The 21,850-nt window shown below is 70.2% G+C and carries 17 protein-coding genes; 8 read left to right on the plus strand and 9 right to left on the minus strand.

What is annotated here, in order from left to right; genetic code table 11:
- Both rlmM and D7X99_RS01795 read left to right on the plus strand, forming a co-directional pair.
- A partial coding sequence (rlmM, locus tag D7X99_RS01790; protein WP_368667715.1) for a 23S rRNA (cytidine(2498)-2'-O)-methyltransferase RlmM occupies positions 1-1,119 on the plus strand: 1,119 nt, incomplete at its 5' end.
- Between the two features lie 71 nt (positions 1,120-1,190).
- A complete protein-coding gene (locus tag D7X99_RS01795; protein WP_121776182.1) occupies positions 1,191-1,895 on the plus strand; it encodes a diguanylate cyclase in 705 nt (234 codons plus the stop codon).
- Between the two features lie 25 nt (positions 1,896-1,920).
- Here D7X99_RS01795 and D7X99_RS01800 read toward each other — a convergent pair whose 3' ends face one another.
- The 4 genes from D7X99_RS01800 to D7X99_RS01815 form a co-directional block, all read right to left on the minus strand.
- Positions 1,921-2,838, minus strand: a complete 918-nt coding sequence (locus D7X99_RS01800) for a M23 family metallopeptidase (protein WP_121776183.1) — start codon at positions 2,836-2,838, stop codon at positions 1,921-1,923.
- Positions 2,839-3,063: 225 nt separating this feature from the next.
- Positions 3,064-3,864 (minus strand): Stp1/IreP family PP2C-type Ser/Thr phosphatase, encoded by an 801-nt coding sequence (locus D7X99_RS01805; protein ID WP_121776308.1) that lies wholly within the window; start codon positions 3,862-3,864, stop codon positions 3,064-3,066.
- A gap of 107 nt (positions 3,865-3,971) precedes the next feature.
- Positions 3,972-5,708, minus strand: a complete 1,737-nt coding sequence (recN, locus tag D7X99_RS01810) for a DNA repair protein RecN (protein WP_121776184.1) — start codon at positions 5,706-5,708, stop codon at positions 3,972-3,974.
- Between the two features lie 157 nt (positions 5,709-5,865).
- A complete protein-coding gene (locus tag D7X99_RS01815; protein WP_211486379.1) occupies positions 5,866-9,129 on the minus strand; it encodes a DEAD/DEAH box helicase in 3,264 nt (1,087 codons plus the stop codon).
- Between the two features lie 310 nt (positions 9,130-9,439).
- Between D7X99_RS01815 and D7X99_RS01820 the strand changes: the two genes are divergently transcribed.
- The 5 genes from D7X99_RS01820 to D7X99_RS01840 all read left to right on the plus strand — a co-directional run bounded on the left by D7X99_RS01820 (position 9,440) and on the right by D7X99_RS01840 (position 13,690).
- Entirely contained in the window at positions 9,440-9,976 is a 537-nt protein-coding gene (locus D7X99_RS01820) for an adenine phosphoribosyltransferase (RefSeq protein WP_120599144.1), read from the plus strand.
- A gap of 95 nt (positions 9,977-10,071) precedes the next feature.
- Complete coding sequence (locus tag D7X99_RS01825; protein WP_121755731.1) at positions 10,072-10,692, plus strand: TetR/AcrR family transcriptional regulator; 621 nt, start codon at positions 10,072-10,074, stop codon at positions 10,690-10,692.
- Entirely contained in the window at positions 10,692-11,189 is a 498-nt protein-coding gene (coaD, locus tag D7X99_RS01830) for a pantetheine-phosphate adenylyltransferase (protein ID WP_120599142.1), read from the plus strand. Before D7X99_RS01825 ends, coaD begins: the two co-directional genes overlap by 1 nt.
- Complete coding sequence (locus tag D7X99_RS01835; RefSeq protein WP_120580263.1) at positions 11,186-11,932, plus strand: MBL fold metallo-hydrolase; 747 nt, start codon at positions 11,186-11,188, stop codon at positions 11,930-11,932. The genes coaD and D7X99_RS01835 overlap by 4 nt, the downstream gene beginning before the upstream one ends.
- A gap of 165 nt (positions 11,933-12,097) precedes the next feature.
- Positions 12,098-13,690: a bifunctional UDP-sugar hydrolase/5'-nucleotidase gene (locus D7X99_RS01840; protein ID WP_121776310.1), complete on the plus strand. Its 1,593-nt coding sequence runs from the start codon at positions 12,098-12,100 to the stop codon at positions 13,688-13,690.
- A gap of 3 nt (positions 13,691-13,693) precedes the next feature.
- Here the strand turns inward: D7X99_RS01840 and D7X99_RS01845 are convergent, their stop codons facing one another.
- From D7X99_RS01845 to D7X99_RS01855, 3 genes are read right to left on the minus strand one after another with little or no spacing between them, the layout of a single operon-like run.
- Positions 13,694-14,473 carry a YdcF family protein gene (locus D7X99_RS01845; protein ID WP_121776185.1) on the minus strand — a complete coding sequence of 260 codons (780 nt, stop codon included), beginning with the start codon at positions 14,471-14,473 and terminating at the stop codon, positions 13,694-13,696.
- 10 nt (positions 14,474-14,483) lie between these two features.
- Positions 14,484-16,322 carry a serine/threonine-protein kinase gene (locus D7X99_RS44200; protein WP_121776186.1) on the minus strand — a complete coding sequence of 613 codons (1,839 nt, stop codon included), beginning with the start codon at positions 16,320-16,322 and terminating at the stop codon, positions 14,484-14,486.
- 60 nt (positions 16,323-16,382) lie between these two features.
- The gene (locus D7X99_RS01855) at positions 16,383-17,228 is read right to left on the minus strand and encodes an NAD(+)/NADH kinase (protein ID WP_120579723.1); all 846 of its coding nucleotides are present in this window, start codon (positions 17,226-17,228) and stop codon (positions 16,383-16,385) included.
- Between the two features lie 121 nt (positions 17,229-17,349).
- Between D7X99_RS01855 and D7X99_RS01860 the strand changes: the two genes are divergently transcribed.
- Complete coding sequence (locus D7X99_RS01860) at positions 17,350-18,687, plus strand: replication-associated recombination protein A (RefSeq protein ID WP_121776187.1); 1,338 nt, start codon at positions 17,350-17,352, stop codon at positions 18,685-18,687.
- Between the two features lie 27 nt (positions 18,688-18,714).
- On the opposite strand, the gene D7X99_RS01865 is transcribed toward D7X99_RS01860, so the two are convergent.
- Positions 18,715-20,187: a sigma-54 dependent transcriptional regulator gene (locus D7X99_RS01865; RefSeq protein WP_120597987.1), complete on the minus strand. Its 1,473-nt coding sequence runs from the start codon at positions 20,185-20,187 to the stop codon at positions 18,715-18,717.
- A complete protein-coding gene (locus D7X99_RS01870) occupies positions 20,184-21,764 on the minus strand; it encodes an ATP-binding protein (RefSeq protein WP_121776188.1) in 1,581 nt (526 codons plus the stop codon). The genes D7X99_RS01865 and D7X99_RS01870 overlap by 4 nt, the downstream gene beginning before the upstream one ends.
- Positions 21,765-21,850 lie beyond the last annotated feature (86 nt).

The raw sequence follows: 21,850 nt of genomic DNA on the forward strand, positions 1-21,850 counted from the left end.
CCCACGCCCCGTGCCGGTGGCCCCGGACGCTCCGCCCCGGCCCCCATCGCCTCGCCCGCGCCGCGCATCCCACCTCGGGCGCGCGTGCCATCCATGCCCTCACAGACACTGGCGGCCCAGCCGGGCCGGTGGCTGTGGACCTGCCGGGAGGGCTTCGAGTCGCACCTGTTCGAGGAGCTGACCTGGGCTGGAGCGGGTCCCCGCCTCCTGGGGCCCGCCCTGGTGGAGTCCGAGCAGCGGCCGGAGGTCCCCCCCGCCTTTGGCCGGGCGGTGGAGCGGGTCGTCGCCACCTGGGCGCCCTCGGGTGGAGCCCAGGTGCCGGTGGAGAACCTCGTGGCGGCGATGTCCGGGCTGCCCTCTCGCGTGCCCTGGCTCCTGCGGGCCTACACGCCGGACAGCGCGAAGGGCAACACGCAGGCGGGCCGTGCCGAAGCGCTGGAAGCCACGGTCCGCGCGGCGCTCCCCTCGGGACGCGTGCTGGAGGACGACGGACGGGCGCGCGAGGCGGGGGCCCTGCTGGTGGGCCTGTGCGTCGCGCCGGACGGGGTGCTGACCCTGGGCGCGGTGAGCGCTCGTGAGGCCCTGTCGCTCGCGCCGGGCGGGCGGCGACGGATGAAGCGTGCGGGCGAGTCCCCTTCCCGCGCGGCGATGAAGCTGGAGGAGGCGCTGGACGGGCTGGCGCATGAGCCCGGGCGCGGCGACGTCTGCGTGGACCTGGGCGCGGCGCCGGGCGGCTGGACGCAGCGGCTGGTGGCGCGAGGGGCGCGGGTGGTGGCGGTGGACCCGGCGAAGCTGATGCCGGAGCTGGCGAAGAACCCGCGCGTCCAGCACGTGCAGGAGAGCGCCTTCGCCTACGCCCCGGAGGAGTCCGCGGACTGGCTCTTCTGCGACATGGCGTGGCGGCCCCTGGAAGTGGCGCAGCTGCTGGCCAAGTGGGGTCGGCGCCGCTGGGCACGCAACCTGGTGGCCAACATCAAGCTGCCCATGAAGGACAAGAACCCGCTGCTCCTGCGGGTGCGCCAGACGCTCGTGGACGACGGGGGCTGGGAGGGCCTCACCGTCCGCCAGCTCTACCATGACCGGGATGAGGTGACGGTCACGGCGCGTCGCATGCGCTGAGGGCGACGGAGCGGGCGCGGAGAGAAGCTTTCCTGCGCCCGGGGCGGGTCCGCGCTACACACGCGGACACGATGCCCTACGCACTCGACGACGCCACCTCCACCGCCCTCGTCGCCCTCCACCCCCGGTCCGCGCGCCCGGGGCACACCCAGGAGGCGCCGCAGGCCGCAGCCCAGGAGCTCATCGCCGCCGAGCAGCGCCGGCGAGGCCAACCGGACGCCACCGGGGCCATGCACGTGCTGGCGCTCACCCAGGGCACGCTCCTCAAGGAGGAGTTCGACCTGTCCACGCATGCGCACCACGACGGCTGGCGCGTGGGCGCGCTGATGGTGGACGTGAAGGAGATGATCCACTTCAACGCGCGCTTCGGCTTCCCCGCCGGGGACGCACTGCTCAAGGCCGTCGTGGCGTCGCTGGCAGCGCAGTACCCGGGCGCGCGCATCGTGCGCTTCCAGCCGGACGGCTTCGCGGTGCTGCTGGTGCCCACGTCCCAGCTCACCGTGCGCGAGGACAGCGCGGACACCACGCGCGCGAGGCTGGCGGAGGACCTGCGCCCCGCGCTGCCTCCGGGCGCCGCTGACACCGACGTGCCGGGCTTCACCGTGGCGCTGCTGGAGCTGACGGTGCACCAGCCGTCGCACTGGCAGGTGCTGGGGCCGCTCCTGTGGGCGGAGGTGGAGCGGGCCTACATCATGGAGCGAACCGGGCGGACTCACGGCCTGCAGCGGCGGCGCCTGCGCCTGGACGCGTTCCTTCCGGAGCCGGAAGGAACCTGAGGCGCGTCCCCGAGCGACCCGTCTCCTACTCTTCGAGGATGAACTTGCGCGGGTTCTGCGGCACGCCGTTCACGCGCACCTCGTAGTGCAGGTGCGGGCCGGTGGAGCGGCCGGTGTTGCCCACCGCCGCGATGGACGCGCCGCGCTTCACCCGGTCCCCGGCCTTCACGAGAATCTTGGACAGGTGGCCGTAGCGCGTCTTGATGCCGTAGCCGTGGTCGATGACGAGCACGTTGCCGTACCCGCCCTCCAGGCCCGCGAACACCACCGTGCCGTCCGACGGCGCGGAGACTTCCTTGCCGTGCGGCGCCGCGATGTCCAGGCCCGCGTGCGTCACGCGGTCCGCCGTGTACGGGTCCAGGCGCTGACCGAAATCGCTGGTCACCCAGCCGCGCGCCGGCCACACCGACGGAGTGGAGGCCAACAGCGACTTCTGGTCCTGGAAGTAGGCCTGCAGGTCCTGGAGGCTCAGCTCCTGGCGGGTGGCCTCCGCGGAGAGCCGGTCCAGGCGGCCCAACAGCACCTTGGGCGTGTCCGTGGTGGTCAGCTGGGTGAACTGCGTGTCCGTCGTGGGCGCCGTGGTGCCGGCCTCCGGCTCCGTGGGGCCCATGGCCAGGTTGCGCTGCGGGTCCGACAGCAACGTCACCGCGCGCAGCTTCTGGTCGAAACGCTCCACGCGGTCCAGCGTCGAACCAATGTGCTCGATGCGCTCACGCACCGACTTCAGCTGGGAACGCAGCGTGAGGTTCTCCTCACGCAGGATGCGGTTCTCCGACGCGTCCGCCGCCACCTGGAGGTAATGGATGCTCGCACCGGCGCCCAGGCCCGCCACCAGCATCAGGCCCATGCCCACCTGCACCAGCCAGGAGCGCTGGATGGTGTAGCGCTTCACCGGAGCGTCGTGGTCCGGGATGACCATCAGCGTGAAGGACTTTTTGGCCACGGACCACTCCTGGGGAAACTCTTTCGCAACGTGGGACTTCCGGCGCCAGAAGCTAAGTCGCTCCCCGCGCTCGCAACACCTCCCCCACCCGCCGCCCCTCCCGCACCGTCACCCACTGGCGATTCTCAGTAGATGGAAAGGTTGGGGCAGCTATCATCCGCATTTGAAGAGTGTCAAGGTCAACAGACCGCAGGGCGCGCCCCAATCGCGCCCCGGGTCCGGGCCCTACCCGCCCTGCATGCGCACCACGATGACGCTGATGTTGTCGTCGCCGCCGCGCTCGTTGGCCAGGTCGATGAGGTGCTTGGGCACCTCCTCCAGGTTGGCGTGGCGCACGACGGTGTCGTGGATCTCCCGGTCCTCCAGCATGTTGGCGAGGCCGTCCGAGCAGAGCAGGAACACGTCACCGGGCTCGGACACGAGCCCCATGACGTCCACCTGGACCTCCTCCTCGAAGCCGACGGAGCGGGTGATGATGTTCTTGTACCGGGAGTGCTTGGCCTCCTCCGGTGTGATCATCCCCGCTTTGATCTGCTCGTTGACCAGCGAGTGGTCCTCGGAGATCTGCTGAATGAGGTCCCCGCGGATGAGGTACGCGCGACTGTCGCCCACGTGGGCGAAGAAGGCGTGCTCGTCGCGGACCACCAGGGAGATGACTGTCGTGCCCATGCCGGACAGGCGCGCGTCATCCTGGGCGGTGAGGTAGATGGCCTGACAGGCCTTCTCCACCGCGCCCCGGAGCGCTTCCGGAATGGGCGAATCCTGGAGGTTGGGAACGCTGACGAAGGGGTTTTCCCGCCCTTCACGCGCGCGCCTCAGCTCTTTGTCGATGGTCTCGACGGCGATGCGCGACGCGGTACCACCACCCGCGTGCCCACCCATGCCGTCCGCCACGACGTAGAGCTGGAGCTCATCGTCAATGAGGAAGCTGTCCTCGTTGTGATTGCGCTTGCGCCCGACGTCCGTCAGGCCAGCGGAGATGACTTTATGGCGGGGGGCCGCGGTCTGCCCTGCGGTGCTGGACACGCGCCGGATGCTATGTGAGCCCATAAGTGGGGGCAAGGACGCGGACAAAAACTCCCGGTGCGTCATGCCCCTCCCCCTGGGTCACCCCTACCTTGTAGGCCCCCATTTCAGGCCGTCCGGCGCAGCCGACCCCGGGGGCTGTTGCCTTCCGGACCCGACTCCCGGCGCGCGCGGGGCGTGGCCCGGTGGGCCGAACGCACCAGCGCCTCCGCCGCGCCCAGCGCCTCGCGCGTGACTTCCACGCCCGACATCATGCGCGCCAGTTCCTGGGTGCGCTCGGCGCCGGCCGAGAGCGAAAGCACCTGGGACACGGTGCGCTCGCCCTTCACGCTCTTGCGGATGAGCAGGTGCGCGTCCGCGTAGGCCGCCACCTGGGGCAGGTGCGTGATGCACAGCACCTGACGGTGGGAGCTGACCTCGCGAATCATCCGGCCCACCACGTCCGCGATGGCGCCGCTGACGCCCGCGTCCGCTTCATCCAGGATGTAGCAGCCGCACGCGTCACTGTCCGCCAGTGCACGTTTGAGCGCGAGCAGCAGCCGGCTCGCCTCACCGCCCGAGGCCACCTTGGCCAGGGGCCGCGCCGGCTCACCCGGGTTGGCGCTGAAGAAGAACTCCACTTCATCCATGCCGTCCGGACGCAACGACTCCCCGGCGGTGACGCGCACCTCGAAGGCGGCCTTGCCCATGGCCAGTCCGCCCAGGCCCTCGCGCACCTGCTGGGAGAAGGCGCCGGCGGAGGCCTTGCGCGCGCGGGACAGCGCCAGCGCCGCCTTGCGCGCCCGCTCCTCCACGCGTTTGCGCTCCTGGTTCAGCTCCTCCAGGATTTCGCGCCGGTTCTCCAGCGTGCCCAGCTCCGTCTCCAGCTCGCCGCGCTTCTTGATGACGCCGTCCAGCGTCGCGCCGTGCTTGCGGCACAGCCGCTTGAGCGCGTCCAGCCGCTCCTCCACCTCGCCCAGCCGCCCGGGGTCGGACTCCAGCCCCTCCACGTAGCGGTTGAGCAGGCGCGCGGCCTCCTCCAGCTCCGACAGCGCCGTGCTGAGTGACTGCGCCACCGGCGCGAGCGTCGCGTCGCACTTGACGCCCTCGTGCACGAGCCCCAGCGCGCGCCCGACAATCTCCACCGCGGACGGCGCTTCGCCCGACACCAGCAGTTCGGCCTCCGCGCCCTGACGCTTGAGCTTCTGGGCGCTGCCCAGCCGCCGGCGTTCCGCGTCCAGCTTCACGTCCTCGCCGGCATCGGGGTCCAGACGTGTGATTTCGTCCAGTTGGAAGCGCAGGAACTCCGCGCGCTCTCGCACCTTGGCGTCGTCTCCGCCCAGCGCGGCCATGCGGCCATCCACTTCGCGCAGGTTCGCCCACTCGCGGCCGTACGCGGCCAGCGTTTCCTCCAGGCGGCCGTACTTGTCGAGCAGCACCCGGTGCAGTCCCGAGTCGAAGAGGCTCACGTGCTCATGCTGGCCGGCGATGTCCACCGCGCCCCGGGTGAGCTTCCCCAGCACGCCCAGCGTCACCAGCGCGCCGTTGACGTAGACCTTTCCGCGCCCGGTGCGCCCGAGCACACGGCGCACGAGCACCTCCTCACCCAGGTCCGGGAGGCCCAGTTCCTCCAGGCGCGTGGCCAGCACCGGTGTCCGGGCGAATACGCCCTCCACCGCCGCGTCCTCGCAGCCCGCACGGATGACGTCCGCATCCGCCCTGCCCCCGAGCAGAAGGCCAAGCGCGTCCACCAGAATGGACTTGCCGGCACCCGTCTCACCCGTGAGGACGGTGAGGCCCGCGCCAAACGCGACCTCCACCTCCTCAATCACCGCTACGTTCGAAATCCGAAGACCCAGCAGCACTCGCGCCCTCCGCGATCCGTACGACGCCCCAACACCTGAACACCCTAGCAGGTCTCGATGACACTGCACAGGTGTTCGGGTCGGGCGGACGGCGGGAGGGCGAGTGGGAGGGCGTGGCATGTTGGCGCCACAACCCTCTCCCACTCCCCAAGTCGCATCAGATTTCGGTGAACAGCTCCTGGATGTCCTGTTCGGTGAGCGTGCGGCCCATGTCGTCCCCGTCCGGGCCCAGCACGCCGGCGGCGAGTTCGCGCTTGCGGCGCTGGAGGCTGAGAATCTTCTCCTCCACCGTGCCGCGGGTAATCAGCTTGTAGCTGATGACCGCGCGCGTCTGGCCGATGCGGTGCGTACGGTCCGTGGCCTGGTCTTCCACGGCGGGGTTCCACCACGGGTCGAAGTGGATGACGTAGTCCGCGGCGGTGAGGTTCAAGCCGGTGCCGCCCGCCTTGAGGCTGATGAAGAAGAGCGGCGGGCCGTCAGGGCGGTTGTACTCGTCCACCTTGCCCATGCGGTCCTTGGTGCGGCCGTCCAGGTAGAGGTAGCGCAGGCCCTTCTTGTCCGCCTCCTGCTTGAGCAGCTCCAGCATCTCCGTGAACTGGCTGAAGACGAGCGCGCGGTGGCCTTCCGCCACCAGGTCCGCCACCAGTTCCATGAAGCGCTCGAGCTTCGCGCTGGGCGGCAGCAGTGTGCCGGGCGGCATCTTGAGCAGACGCGGATCGCAGCAGACCTGACGCAGGCGCATCAGCGCGGCGAGGATGGAGACGCGGCTGCGCTTGAAGCCCAACTTCTCGATGGACTCGTTCACCTTGCGGCGGCTCTCTTCCAGCACCTCGCGGTAGAGCGCGGCCTGGCCGGGCTCCATCTCGCACCACGCGACGCTCTCCGTCTTCGGCGGCAGGTCCTTGGCCACCTCCGTCTTGAGGCGGCGCATGATGAAGGGCTGGATGCGGCGGCGCAGCCGGTCCTTCGCGGTGGCGTCGTTGGCCACCTGGATGGGCTGCTCGTAGCGGTCGCTGAAGCCTTCCGCGCTGCCCAGGAAGCCGGGCATCAGGAAGTCGAAGATGCTCCAGAGCTCCGACAGCCGGTTCTCCAGCGGCGTACCGGTGAGCGCGAGGCGCGTCTCGCTGGGCAGCGACTTGCACGCCTGCGCGGTGGCGCTGTCCGCGTTCTTGATGTTCTGCGCCTCGTCCAGGATGACGTAGCGGAAGCCCACCTGGGACAGCTGCTCCAGGTCGCGGCGCACCAGCGCGTACGACGTGAGCACCAGGTCCATGTCCTTCAGGTCCTCCGCGCGCTCGCGGCGGTCCTGCCCGTGCCACACCATGGCCTTGAGGCCCGGCGTGAAGCGCTCCGCCTCGCGCTCCCAGTTGGCGAGCACGCTCGTGGGCGCGACCACCAGGGACGGCTTGCGGCCCTCGTCGTTGGCCACCTTCTGCATCAGGCTCAGGGACTGGATGGTCTTTCCCAGACCCATGTCGTCCGCGAGGATGCCGGACAGCCCGTGGCGCCGGAGGAACCAGAGCCAGGACAGGCCCGCCTCCTGGTAGTGGCGCAGCGTGGCCTGGAGTCCTTCCGGCACGGCCACCTTCGGCACGCCGGCGGACTCGCGCAGCGCGAGCATGGCCTGACGGGCCTTGGCCTCCACCTCGGTGAACTCGCTCAGGTCCGCGAGCAGGTCCAGGGCGACCGCCTGGTGCAGCGGCAGCCGCGTGCGCGTGCGGCCCGGCATGGCGCCGGCCTCCTCCAGGAGGTCCGCCACGCGCTTGATCTCCGCGACGTCCGCCTCCGCGAAGGAGCCGTCCTTCAGCGGCACGAACTTGCGGCCGGAGTCCAGCCACATGCGCACGGCGCCCAGGTCCACGGCCTGGTCGTCGGTGACGAACTCCGCGTCCAGGTCGAACCACTGCACGCCGCTCATGCCCACGCGGATGCGCGGCTTGAGCTTCGGGCGCAGCCGCACCTTGGGCGCCTGCACGCCGTAGCGCTCCCACTCCTCAGGCAGGCTCGCCAGGCCCCGCGCCCAGAACTCCAGGGCCACGTCGCCCGTCGCGTCGAACGCCTGCGAGGCCTGATCAAAGCGCAGCCCCTGGTCGAGCAGCACCTTGCCCGCGGTGCGCTCCACCTCGTCGCGGCGGCGGTACAGCTTGCGTGAGTCCTCGCCCACGCCGCTGGCGTAGCCCAGGTGCGTGGCCGTGGGGGACACCGCCACCGTCGTCTGGCCGTATCTCGCGGCCAGCTGCACCTTCACGCGCTCGGCGGCGCCTTCCAGTGTGACGACGAAGCGCGGCTCCACCGACTCGTCCACTTCGATGTCGTCCGCCTTCAACGACATGCGGAAGCGCGGCAGGTGCGCGGCGAAGAACGTCAGGACCCGGTCCAGTTGCCCGGACGGGAAGGCCATGGTCGGTTCCAGCAGCCACTTGCGCAGCAAGCGCGGCGGGAAGTCCGGCTCCACGGAGTGGAGGTTCTGCGCCTGGATGACGTACGTGCGCCGGCCCGCGAGCACGATGACGTCCTTGAGCGGGTAGCCCACGCCGTCCGGGAACAGCAGCTCGATCTGCGCGGTGGCACCGTCTGGACGCGACTCCAGATGGATTTGCGGCCGCACGGGCTGCTCCATGTAGACGAGCGGCGTGCCCCGGTAGATGACCCGGCGCTGGCGCAACAGCTCCAGCACCTCGCACAGGTCCTCGTCGGAGAGGACGATGCGCGAGTCGTAGCGGTGCTCATGGCGCGACAGCACCATGAAGATGCGCTCGTCCGGGGGCGCGATGCGGCTGCCCGCCTGGAGCAGCCGCTTCACGTGCACGGGGCCCTTGGTCTGCGCGTCCTGACGGCGCACGTCCACGACCCAGTGGCGGTTGTTGGAGCCGCCCGCCCCCGTGCTCGCGGGGGTGAGCCGGTAGAGGAACTCGTAGTCGGGCAGTGAGGACAGGCCCAGCCAGCTCTCCACCTTGGCGAGCGCGGGCAGGCTTACGCCTTCCATCCCCGGCGCTCCGCCTCCGGGAATCTCCTCCTCGTCGTCCGGCCCCATGTCCTCAGGTTCGGGCGGAGGAGGCGGCGCCGCGGCTTTCTGCGGTGGCGGCGGTGGCCGGAAGCGGGCCGCGTAGATGAGTGCCACGGCGACCACGTGCTCGCAATGCGGGCCCGTGGTGTTCCACACCGGGCAGGTGCAGGAGGAAACGACTTTTCCCTCTCCGGGAATCAGGGCCACGTCGTAGCGCTCGCCGGACGGACCCGCGACCTGCGCGCGGATGCGTTCGGGTTCACGCGTGAGGCCGAAGACGCGGCGGCCTTCGGCCACCTCGCGGCCTTTCTTGAACGTGGCGGGCTCGACCTCGGCCTTGAGGGCGCGGAGCCAGATTCCGTCCTGGGGGGAGAGAGGGTCTCGGGTGTCAGCGGTGGTTTGCACGGCTTGCAAGGGCCCCAGACTCCTTGGTCGGGGGGAACCGCCTCGCTTAACACAGTGAGGGGATCCCCGCGCGCGGGAAAAAATACGGCGTCCGCCAGCCGATGCGGCCGGGCGGCGCGAAGCTGTGAGATCATCAACGTCCGCCATGCCCCGGTCCCGTCCCAGTCCGCCCATCCTCCGGCCGTTGGCCCTGGGACTCTGCGTCCGGGGGCCCGCCAGGCTGGCTGTCACCCAGGCCGGGTACCCTGGGTCCCAGGTCCACCCCGGGTGTCATCCACCGGGCTGAAACGCCGCCGTCCTCCTTTCGGAGCCCCACCCCATGTCCCTCGACCCCACGCTCGCCTCCGACCTCCAGGCCGTCCTGAGAGATGTGCCGGACTTCCCCAAGCCCGGCATCGTCTTCAAGGACATCACCCCCATGCTGGCGGACCCGCGCCTCTTCGGCCGGGTGGTCACCGCCATGTCCGCCCCCTTCCGGGGCCAGCACATCACCAAGGTGGTGGGCGTGGAGTCGCGCGGCTTCCTGCTGGGTGCCCCCATCGCGCTGGCGCTGGAGGCAGGCTTCGTGCCGGCGCGCAAGCCCGGCAAGCTCCCGCACAAGCGCATCGTGGAGAGATACTCGCTGGAGTACGGCGCGGACGGCGTGGAGATGCACGAGGACGCCATCCTCAAGGACGAGCGCATCCTCGTGGTGGATGACGTGCTCGCCACCGGCGGCACCGCCGACGCCACGGGCCGGCTCATCGGCCGGCTGGGCGGGCAGATTGTCGGCTACAGCTTCCTCATCACGCTCGACTTCCTCGAGGGCGCGAAGCGGCTGGGCCCGGACAAGGTGACGTCCGTCCTCCGCTTCTAGCCTTCCGCCTGGCGTCACCGGACCTCACGTCCGGTTGACGCCCGCGCCGGCCCTGTTTATAAGTTGGTCACACAACTTAGAAACCAAATCGCGCCATGCCTCGTCCCTCCAATACCGAAGCGCGCCGGGAACAGATCGTCGCTGGACTGCTCAAGGCCATGGCCGAGCGCGGCTACGAGGGCGCGTCCGTGGCGGAGATCGCCCGTGCGGCGGGCCTGAGCGCGGGGCTGGTGCACTACCACTTCGAGGACAAGCAGGAGATCCTCCTGACCCTGGTGCGCTCGTTGGCCGCTCGCGCCCGGCAGCGCTTCGCCACGCGGGCGACGAAGCTCGCCGCGGACGATGCACACGGTCGGGTGGAGGCGTTCGTGGACGCGTTCCTCGCCACCGGGCCGGACGCGGACGTGGCGGCGGTGGCGGGCTGGGTCACCATCAGCGCGGAGGCCATCCGGCAGCCGGAGGTGCGCGTCGCATACGAAGAGGTGGTGCGCGCGGACCTGGAGCAGTTGGAGGCGCTGGTCGCGGCGGTGGTGGGCAAGCGCCGCGCGCGTCCGCTGGCCGCAGGGCTCTTCGCCGCCATCCAGGGGTACTTCGTGCTGTCCGCGAGCGCGCCCGGGCTCGTGCCCCCGGGCTCCGCGGCGGGCACCGTGAAGCGCATGGCCGCGGGGCTGCTGGACGCGGCGACTTCTTCTTCTCCGGACCGTGAGGTGTCGTGATGACCATCGCCATCTACGCAGGCAGCTTCGACCCCGTGACGGCGGGCCACCTGTCGGTGGTGCGACAGGCGGCGCGCCTCTTCAGCCATGTCGTCGTCGTGGTCGCGGTCAACCCGAACAAGCTCACGCTGCTCACCGCCGAGGAGCGCGTGGCGCTCATCCGGGAGACCGTGGCCCGGCACCCCAACGTCTCCGTGACCTTCACCGAAGGGCTCATCGTGGAGCTGGCGCGGGAGATTGGCGCGAGCGTCCTGTTGCGCGGCGTGCGCGGCGCCACCGATGCGCAGTTCGAGACGGAGCTGGCGCAGATGAACCGCGCGCTCGCGCCGGAGCTGTCCACCCTCTTCCTGCCCGCGGAGGCGCACCTGGCGGAGGTGTCCAGCAGCGCCCTCAAGGAGCGCCTCACGCGCGGCGAGGACGTGTCCGCCTTCTGCCCTCCCGCCGTCGCCGCGAAGCTGCGCGAGCGGCTGTCCCCTTCCCTCCGGAGCCATCCATGAGCCTGTCCTTCATTCCCCTGGGCGTTGGTGATGCCTTCTCCGCGCTCTACTACTCGTCGTGCCTGGCGCTGGAGGCGGAGGACCAGGTGCTGCTGCTCGACTGTCCGCACCCCATCCGCAAGATGATGCGCGAGGCGTCCGAGTCCTCCGGCGTGCACCTGGACGTGGAGCGCGTCAGCGCCGTGGCCCTCACGCACCTGCACGCGGACCACGCCTCTGGCCTGGAGGGCCTGGGGTACTTCTCCTTCTTCGTGCTGCAGCGGAAGATGGAGCTGCTCGCGCACCCGAGCGTCACGCGCCGCCTCTGGGAGGGACACCTGGCCGCGGGCATGGAGTGCCTCATCGAGCAGCAGGGCGCGGGGCCCAGCCACAAGCACTTCGAGGACTACTTCACGCACACGCCGCTGCACCTGGAGCGCTCGGTGCGCCACGGCCCGTTCGAAATCGAGTGCCGCTTCACCTATCACCACGTGCCCACCACCGCGTTCCGCATCCGCGCCGGGGGCCGGTGCCTGGGCTACAGCGCGGACACCGCGTTCGACGAGGGGCTCATCTCCTGGCTGTCCGAGGCGGACCTGGTCATCCACGAGACGAACTACGGCGTGCACACGCCCTACGAGAAGCTGGCGGCGCTGCCGGAGGCGACTCGCGCGAAGATGCGCCTCATCCACTATCCGGACCTGTTCGACACGAGCGGCAGCGTCATCGAGCCGCTGGTGCAGGGCCGGCGCTACACCGTCTGAGGACGGAGCGCACGGTGGGCTGGATGCCCTTCATCCTCCGGGAAGAAGGGCTTGGGGCTTGCGCGTTGCGCCATGTCCGGTCCGCTCGCCTTCACGCGCCGAGTGCGCTACGCCGAGACGGGTTGGCGCTCCCCCTTTGTGCCCCGGCAAGAGAACGACTGTCCGATGATGACGAAGACCGTGAGCACCTGGGCGGTGCTGCTGCCGCTCGCGCTGGTGCTGGCCACCCGTTCCGCCGAGGCCGCCGAGCCGACGCCTCCCGCCGACACCGTCCGCCTCACGATCCTCCACCTCAACGACGTCTACCAATTCCAGCCCACCGCCCAGAACCGGGGCGGCCTGTCGCGCGTGGCCACGCTCAGGCAGCAGGCGATGAAGGAGTCGCCGCACGTCCTCACGCTGCTGGCGGGTGACACGATTTCGCCTTCGGTGGAGTCGTCCGCGGAGGTGGCGGGCGAGGCGCTCAAGGGCAAGCAGATGATCGACGCGTGGAACGCGCTCGGTCTGGACTACGCCACGGTGGGCAACCACGAGTTCGACTTCGGGGACGACGTGCTTCGCGCGCGCCTCCAGCAGTCGCGCTTCCCGTGGCTGGGCGCCAACGTGATGAGCGTGAAGTCGGGGCAGGTGTTCGAGGGGCTCAAGGCGTGGGACCTCCGCGACGTGGACGGCGTGAAGGTGGGCATCTTCGGCGTGGTGCTGCCAGAGACGCAGACCTCGTCCAAGCCGGGCAAGGACACGCGCATCACTCCGTACTGCGAGGCGGCGAAGCGCTCCGTGGAGGAGCTGCGGGCCGCGGGCGCGCAGTTCGTGCTGGGGCTCACGCACCTGGCGGTGGAGCAGGACCGCGAGCTGGCGAAGTGCGTGCGCGTGGACCTCATCATCGGCGGGCATGACCACGACCGCGTGGAGGAGACCGTCGCGGGCACGCCCATCTTCAAGCTGGACGAGGACGCCATCGACCTGGGCCGCGTCACGCTGGACCTGGATGCGAAGACGGGCGCGGTGAAGAAGCTGGCGTGGAAGGTGATTCCCATCACCTCGAAGACTCCGGACGACGCGGCGTTCAACGCGCAGATGAAGCCCTACGCGCCGCTGATGGCCACGCTGGCGGAGCGCATTGGCCGCTCGCCGGTGGCGCTGGATGCGCGCAGTGCGCCGAACCGGCTGAGTGAGACGAACCTGGGCTCGTTCCTGGCGGATGCGTTCCGCGAGGCGACGGGCGCGGACGTGGCGCTCGTGAACGGGGGCGCCATCCGCGCGGACCGGGTGCTGCCCGCGGGGAAGATGACCCGGCGCGAGATGTACTCGCTCATGCCCTACCGCAACGAGCTGGTCGTCCTGGAGGTGACGGGGGCGACGCTGCGCGCGGCGCTGGAGAACGGCGTCAGCCTGAGCAGCGTGGATGGCAAGCCGCCCGGTCGCTACCCGCAGGTGTCCGGCCTGCGATTCACCTATGACTTGCGCAAGGCGCCAGGCTCGCGGGTGACGAAGGTGGACGTGAAGGGCAAGCCGCTGGACGACGCGGCGAAGTACCGGCTGGCCACCTTCAGCTTCGTGGCACAGGGCAACGACGGCTACGCGATGTTCAAGGACCTGCCTGTCCTGCCCCCGAGCCCGGAGCACACGTCGCCCTGGGACGCGCTCAGCACCGCGTTCCGCACCGGCAAGCCCGCGCCCCGCGCGAAGCCCCAGGGCCGCATCACCGTCCTCGGCGTGCCCAAGGGCGGACTGCACGCGCCGCCGTCGATGAAGTAGCGCCTACCGCCAGGGCGCGGTCCAGCCTCGCGCCCGGTAGACAATCCGCCCCGCCAGCTCCCGCAGCATGTCCGTGCTCTGGTTGAGCGCTCCCGAGCGTGGCAGCCAGCTCAACTTCGCCGGGGGAATCGTCGAGGAGCGGAGGTCCACCGCGAGGGTGTCCGCCTTCAGCCCCACCGCCGCGAAGCAGCCGGCCGCTCGGGGCAGGTGCGCGGCGCTCGTCACCAGGAGCAATGACTTCCAGCCGTGCGCGCGCACCAGGGGCTCCGACTCCAGCGCGTTCTCACGGGTGTTGCGGCTGCGCCCTTCCTTCACGATGCGCTCGGGCGCGATGCCCCAGTGCTCCATTTGCGCGGCCAGCACGTCCGCCTCCACCACCGCCTCAGGCCTCGCGTCCAGGTTGCCAGCGGTAATCAACACCTGCCGCGCCCGGCCGTCGTGCAGCAGCTCGAAGGTGCGCATCATCCGCTCCGGCGCGGCGTTGTACTCCGGCTGCCCCGAGCGCTCCGTGGCCGCCGCGTCCAGCCCTCCGCCCAGCAGGATGACCGCGTCGTAGACGGTGTCCGGCCGGTACGTGCTCACCGCATCCGCCTCCGTCGCGCGCGTCAGCAGCGCCACCGTCGGCTCGATGGAGAACACGTACAGCACGGCCAACGCCGCGAGCTGGGACGCCAGCGACAGGCGCTTCCACCGGCGCAGCAGCAGCCCCGCCACGCTGAACAACAGCACCCACGTAAGCGGGGACAGCAACAGGTCCAACACCTTCGACAGGATGAGGAACATCGCAGCGCCGCTACCGACCCGACCGGGACTTGAGGTACTGCCGGGCCTCCGCCGCGCCGGCCCCTCGCGGACGCAACTGCAGATAGCGCCGGTAGTGCTCCACGGCCTCCCCTGCCCGGGCCGTCCGCGCTCCCACCCGCCCCATCCCCAGATGGCACTCCGCGGCCGTCTCCAGCAGCCGCAGGCACGTCCCGAACTTCCCACTGGCCTGCCCTGGCTTGCCCGCCACGAGCAGCTCCACGCCCAGCGTGTACTCCGCCCCCGCGCCCGGGGACTCGGAGATCCAATCCAGGGCCTCGTGCGATTCGCTCTGGGCGTTGACGCTCGGCACGCCCTTCCGGGAGCCCGCCTTCTGCGGCTCCGGCACCCGTGCGTCCACCACCGGCTCGGGGGGCGGCGGCGGGGGAGGCAGGCGCTCCAGCGTCACCTGCACGCGCTCCGGCACCGCCGCCTGCGACACGGTGGTCGACCACGGATGGTGGCCCACGTAGCGCAGCTCCAACTGGCGCGAGGCCTCTCCTGGAGCGACCTTCAGCACCGTCGGCGTCACCCCGACATACTTGCCGTCCCAGCGCACCTCCGCGCCTGGAGGCACCGACACCACCTGGAGATTGCGCCCCGGCGTTTCCGCCATGTCGGGCAGAACCGCCCGCCCCACGAAGAAAATCACCGCCGCCGCGATGACGGCCGCCCAGACCCAGCCGGGCACTCCCGCGCCCATGTCCGCCGCGGGACTGCCGCCCACCATCGCCCCGGGCACGTGATCCTCCGGGAACGCCTCGGCGTGCGCCCGGTGCACCGCGGACGCCCGCTCCGGCTCGTCCATTCCCCCCGGGCCGTCCTCCCCCGTCCACACCGCCACCTGGCGCAGGAAGGACTCCGGAATCCGCGGCGGCTGGCCCGCGAGCTTCAGCTCCTCCTCGAACAGCCAGCCCATCAGGTGGCGCAGCGTGGACGCGGGGAACAGCGGCGCCCGGTACGCGAGCCACTCCGCCAACGCGCGCTGGAAGTCCTCCGCGCTCGTGAAGCGATCATCCCGCCTCAGCGCCAGCGCCCTCGACACCAGCGCCCCCAGCGACGGATCCAGGTCCGACACGTGCGCGTGCGGGGGCGTCAGGTCGCCCGTGGCGATGCGCTCCATCACCGAGGCCTGGTCTCCCTCCGCGGGTCTGCGGCCGGTGAGCATTTCGAAGAGCACCACGCCGGCCGTGTACACGTCCGAGCGCGCATCCAACGCCTCCGCCCGCGTCTGCTCCGGTGACAGGTAGAGGAACTTGCCGCGCACCACGCCCGCGTCCGTGTCCTGCCGCCCGGCCCACTGCGCCTTCGCGATGCCGAAGTCGGTGAGCTTCACCTCGCCCTCGTAGCTCACCAGGACGTTGTCCGGAGACACGTCGCGGTGCACCAGCCCCAGCGAGCGGCCCTCCTCGTCGCGGCGCGTGTGCGCGTGGTGCAGGCCCTTGCAGACCTCCACCATCAGCTGCACGGCCAGCGGCGCCGGCAGGTGCGCCATCCCCTTCAGCTTCAGGCGCTTGAGCACCTTGGACAGGGGCTGCCCGTCCACCCACTCCATGGCGAGGAAGTACTCCCCCTCTTCCTGCCCGAAGTCGAAGACCTGGACGATGTTGCCGTGCGACAGCCCCATGGAGATGCGCGCTTCGTTGAGGAACATCCGCACGAAGGCGGGGTCCAGCGCGTACGGGTCCCTCACGCGCTTGATGACCACGGACCGGGACACGCCCTGCGCCACGGTGTAGCGCGCGCGGTGCACCACGGCCATGCCGCCCGCACCCAGGCGCTCCTGCAGCTCATACTTGCCGAAACGCGTCCTGTGCCCACCCGTCGTCACGGGCCGGACGCTACCCCACCGCTCACCCCCGAGGGGAGCCCCACCCCCGGGCCCGGAGGCTCAGCGCTCTCCCCAGTGGAGCTTCTGCCGGAGGATGGTGAAGAAGGCCACGCGCGGGTTGCGCACCAGGCCCACGCGGTTGGGCGAGCGCACCACTTCAATGCAGTCCCCGCCCTGGAGCGAGTGGCCCGTCTGCCCGTCCAGCGTGAGGTACGTGTCCGCCGTCTCGCTCTTCAGCGTCACGCGAATGGTGCGGTCCGCCGGCACCACGATGGCCCGCTGGGTCAGCGCGTGGGAACAGATGGGCGACAGGATGGTGCAGTCCACCGAGGGGTGCACGATGGGGCCGCCCGCGGACAGCGAGTACGCCGTGGAGCCGGTGGGCGTGGCCAGGATGACGCCGTCCGACTTGTACGTGGTGATGGGCACCCCGTCGATGGACGTCTCGTGGTCCGCGATGCGCGCGAGCGCGCCCTTGTTGATGACCACGTCGTTGAGGATCTCGTCCTCGATGAGGACCTTGCCGCCTCGCAAGAGCCGGCAGGAGAGCTTCATCCGCGAGTCCACGTGGAAGTTCCCCGCCAGCACGTCGTCCAGCCGGATGAAGAGCTCCTCCACGGAGATTTCCGTCATGAAGCCCAGGCTGCCCAGGTTGACGCCGATGATGGGCACATTGCGTCCGCCCAGCAGGCGCGCCGCGTAGATGAGCGTTCCGTCTCCGCCCAGCACCACCACCAGGTCCGCTCGCGCCGCCAGCTCGCGGTCCTCGATGCGTGGCCAGTTCAGCGCATGCGCCAGGGCACGATCCGCCAGCACCGTCAGGTTCGGGTGGCGCTGCTGGATTTCCGCCGCCAGGGCGACAGCCTGCGGGGTGTCTCGCTTCGCGACGATGACGAGGGTCTGCACGCCCCCCGGGTTCTAGTCCAGCCGGCCAACCGTCCTCTTCAGGAAAATGACGCACCTGCCCGGCGCCGGACATCACAAGGGGGCGCGGCAGGGCGGCCGGGACGCTAGGTTTGGAGGCCCCATGGACCTCTTCGACCACGCCAGCCAGAAGGAACAGGCCGTCCTGGCGCCGCTCGCCGAGCGCATGCGCCCCACCTCGCTCAGCGAGTACCTGGGCCAGGAGCACCTCACCGGCGAGGGCCGCTTCCTGCGCCGCGCGCTGGAGAGCGACCAGGTGCCCAGCCTCATCCTCTGGGGCCCGCCCGGAACAGGCAAGACGACGCTCGCCCAGCTCGTCGCGCGCTCCACCGGCGCCTCCTTCGAGACCATGTCCGCCGTGCTCGCGGGCGTGAAGGACATCCGCGAGACGGTGGCCCGGGCGCAGGACCGCTGGAAGTTGAACCGCCAGCGCACGCTGCTCTTCATCGACGAAATCCACCGCTTCAACAAGTCGCAGCAGGACGCGCTCCTGCCCCACGTGGAGAAGGGCACCGTCACGCTGATTGGCGCCACCACGGAGAACCCGTCGTTCGAGGTGAACGCCGCGCTCCTGTCGCGCTGCCGCGTCATCACCCTGCGCGGGCTGGAGCAGGAGGAGCTCATCGCCGTCATGCGCCACGCCGTCGCGGACGCTCGGGGGCTGGGCGGCAAGGTGGCCGTGGACGACGCTGCGCTGGAGTTCATCGCGGACGCGGCGGGCGGCGACGCGCGCAAGGCCCTCACCGCGCTGGAGGCCGCGGCGGCGTACGGCCGCACGGCGGTGGACCGCAAGGTGGCGGAGGAGGCGCTCCAGCAGAAGATGCTGCTCTACGACAAGGGCGGCGAGGAGCACTACAACGTCGTCAGCGCGTTCATCAAATCCATGCGTGGCAGCGACGTGGACGCCGCGCTGTACTGGATGACGCGCATGCTGGAGGCGGGCGAGGACCCCGTCTTCATCTTCCGCCGCATGGTCATCTTCGCGTCCGAAGACGTGGGCAACGCGGACCCGCGCGCGCTGGGCGTGGCGGTGGACGCGCTGAGGGCCTTCCAGCTCATGGGCCTGCCGGAGGGCACCCTGCCCCTCACCCAGGCCGTGACGTACCTGGCGCTCGCGCCCAAGTCGAACGCCGTCATCGCCGCGTACGCGGCCGTGCGCGAGGCCGTGACGAAGGAAGGCGCGCTGCCGGTGCCCATGCACCTGCGCAACGCGCCCACGAAGCTGATGAAGTCGCTGGGCTACGGCGGCGGGTACAAGTACCCGCACAACTTCGAGGGCAACTACGTCCCGGAGGACTACCTGCCCGAAGCGCTGCGCTCCCGCTGCTTCTACACCCCGACGCGCAACGGCTTCGAGGCGGAGCTGTCCGAGCGCTACGAAACCATCCAACAGCAGCTCGCCGCACGTCGCAGCGAGCGCGAGCCCGGGGAGGACGGCTGAAGCGCCGTCACTCCCCGAAGGGCCCCGTCAGGACACCGCTTCCAGGACGGGGCCCGGGCCGCTGTCCGAGTCCGGGCCCTTGGGCGAGCGCGGCTTCATGCTGCGGCCGGCCACTTCGTACTGCTTGAGCAGACGGCGGAAGTTGGAGCGGTCCACGCCGGCCGCGCGCGCCGCGCTGGACACGTTGTGGTTGTTCTTCTCCAGCAGCGCGGACAGATAGCGGCGCTCGAAGGCGCGCATGGCCAGGCGCTTGGCCTGGGCGTACGGCAGATGCGCCAGGCTGAACACCTCCACCGCCGAGTCGGCCTGGGGCGCGGCCTGGAAGCCGGGCGGCAGGTCCTCCACGTCGATGACGTCGTTGGCCGTCAGCACCACCGCGCGCTCGATGACGTTCTCCAGCTCGCGCACGTTGCCCGTCCACCGGTTGCAGGTGAGCGCCTCCATGGCGCGCGGGCTGATGCCGGCGACCTTCTTGTCCGCCTTGGAGGCGTAGACCTTGAGGAAGTGGTGCGCGAGCAGCGGCACGTCCTCCGGGCGGTCGCGCAGGGGCGGCAGGTCGATGGTGATGACGTTGAGGCGATAGAAGAGGTCCTCGCGGAACTTGCCCTGCTCCTTCGCGCGGGACAGGTCCACGTGCGTGGCGGCGATGACGCGCACGTCCACCTTCACGGGCTCGTTGGCGCCCACGCGCTTGACTTCACCCTCCTGCAGGACGCGCAGCAGGCGCACCTGGGTGGCCGGGGGCACGTCGCCAATTTCATCCAGGAAGATGGTGCCGCCGTCGGCCGCCTCGAAGAGGCCCTTCTTGTTGCCGGTGGCGCCGGTGAAGCTGCCCTTCACGTGGCCGAAGAGCTCGCTTTCCAGCAGCGTCTCCGTCAGGGCCGAACAGTTGACGGCGACGAAGGGCTTGTCGCGACGCGCGCTGCGGTAGTGGATGGCGCGGGCGACCAGCTCCTTACCCGTGCCGCTCTCACCCTGGATGAGCACCGTGGCGGTGGAGTGGCTGACCGTCTCCACCAGCTTGAACACGGCGCGCATCTGCGAGGACTGACCGATGAGGTCCTCGAACTGGCTGCGCGCGGTGAGCGCCTCCTCCAGCGCGCGGGTGCGGTCCTTCAGCGCCTTGCGCTCGGCGGCCTTGGCCACCGTGAGGCTGACCTCGTCGATGTTCTCGAAGGGCTTGGTGAGGTAGTCGTACGCGCCCGCCTTCACCGCCTCCACCGCCGTCTCCACGGTGGCGAAGGCCGTCATCATGATGACCTCCACGTCCGGGCGGTCCGCCTTGATGGCGCGCAAGAGGTCCATGCCGGACAGGTGCGGCATCTTGATGTCGAGCACGACCACGTCGATGGACGGATCCTTCGCCGCCGCGAGCCCCTCCACCGCGTCGTCGATGGCGACGACCGGGTGTCCTTCCCGCTGGAGGATCTGGGTGACGGCCTTGAGGACGACGGAGTCGTCATCCACAACGAGGACCTTGGCGCGCTTGACTTGGTTCACGGCAACCTCTCGAGCTGCAGGGGAATAGGCAGGTAGACGATGAAGCGGGAGCCCTGACCCACGTGGGTGTCCACGTGGAAGGTGCCCCCGTGGTCCTGGACGATGCGATAGGCGATGGACAGCCCCAGGCCGGTGCCCTCGCCGGGCGGCTTGGTGGTGAAGGACGGCTCGAAGATGCGCGGCAGGTGACGCTCTTCGATGCCCGAGCCGGTGTCCCTCACCGCGAAGAAGGTCCGGTCGCCCTCGCGCCCCGTCTCCAGGGACAGGCGCCCGTCGGCGTGGGGAAGCGCTTGCAGGCCGTTCTGCAGCAGGTTGAGCACCACCTGCGCGAGCGTGCCGGGGTCGCCGTACACCTTGGGCAGCCCGTCCTTCAGGCCCAGCTTCAGCTCCACCTTGGGCATGGACTTGAGCTGCGCGCGGAAGAGCACCGCGGCGTCCTCCACGCACTTGGACAAATCAAAGAGGCGGCGGTCCTCCACGCGGCTGTGCCGGCTGAACTTCAGCAGGCTCTCCACGATGCGCTTGCAGCGCAGCGCGCTCTCTTCAATCAGCTTCAGCGACTCCAGGTCGCTCTCGCTGCGGCCCGCGTCGCGGGACATCAGCTGCGCGAAGGCGAGGATGCCACCCAGCGGGTTGTTGATTTCGTGCGCCACGCCGCCCGCGAGCTGGCCCACCGCGGCCATCTTCTCCGTCTCGATGAGCCGGCGCGTCATGGCCTGCTCCTCCGTGACGTCGCGGTAGGTGCACACCGCGCGGTCATCACCGGCGAACGGGTACGCGGCCACCACGTAGCTGCGCCCACCCTGCTGCACTTCCCCGCGCGCGCCCTTGCCCGTCTCCATGGCGGAGGGCAGCGGGCAGCCCGTGCACGGCGTGTCCCGGCCGAAGAGGTACTGGTGGCAGGGGACGTCGGAAGGCACTTCCTCGATGGAGCGGCGGGCCACCTGCGCGTAGGCCACGTTGGCCCGGCGCACCGCGAAGTCCCGCGCGCGCACCACCGCGAGCGGCGTCTCCATGCAGTCGAAGGACAGCTCCCACTCGCGCTTGGCCGTGGAGAGCAGGCGCGTGCGCAGCGCGACGCGCTCCTCCAGGTCCGCGTTGAGGTGCTTGAGCTCCGCGTTCTGCTCCTGCGTGACGCGGTAGAGCCGGTCGTTCTCCGCGTGGAGCGCGTACTGCTCGAAGGCGCTCTTCACCGTGAGGACCAGGTGGCTGTCGTTCCAGGGCTTGGAGATGAAGCGGAAGATTTCCGAGCGGTTGATGGCCTCTTCGATGGCCTGCTGATCCGCCTGCCCCGTCAGCATGATGCGCTGGGCGCGCGGCTCCTGGAGCTTCACCTGGGTGAGGAACTCCACCCCGTTCATCCCCGGCATGCGGAAGTCGGAGATGACGACCTCCGGATGGAACCGCTCCAGCGTGCGCAGGCCCGCTTCGGCGTCCGTCGCCGTCTCTATGTCCCACTCACCGCGGCGCAGCACCCGCCGGATGGACTTGAGGATGTTCTCCTCGTCGTCCACGAGCAGCAGCCGGCCGCGGGCGACCGGGTCCTGCGCCTGCGCTTGAGCTCCGAGGGTTCCCATGGACTTTCCGGAGTTCGACATTTGCAATGGCCTTGCCAAACCGGAGATTTGGATAAACCCCGGCAATCACGCCCTTTTTCAGTGAC

Origin of the sequence: Corallococcus sp. AB032C (assembly GCF_003668935.1) — a bacterium.
In the GTDB taxonomy this organism is placed as follows: Bacteria; Myxococcota; Myxococcia; order Myxococcales; family Myxococcaceae; genus Corallococcus; species Corallococcus exiguus.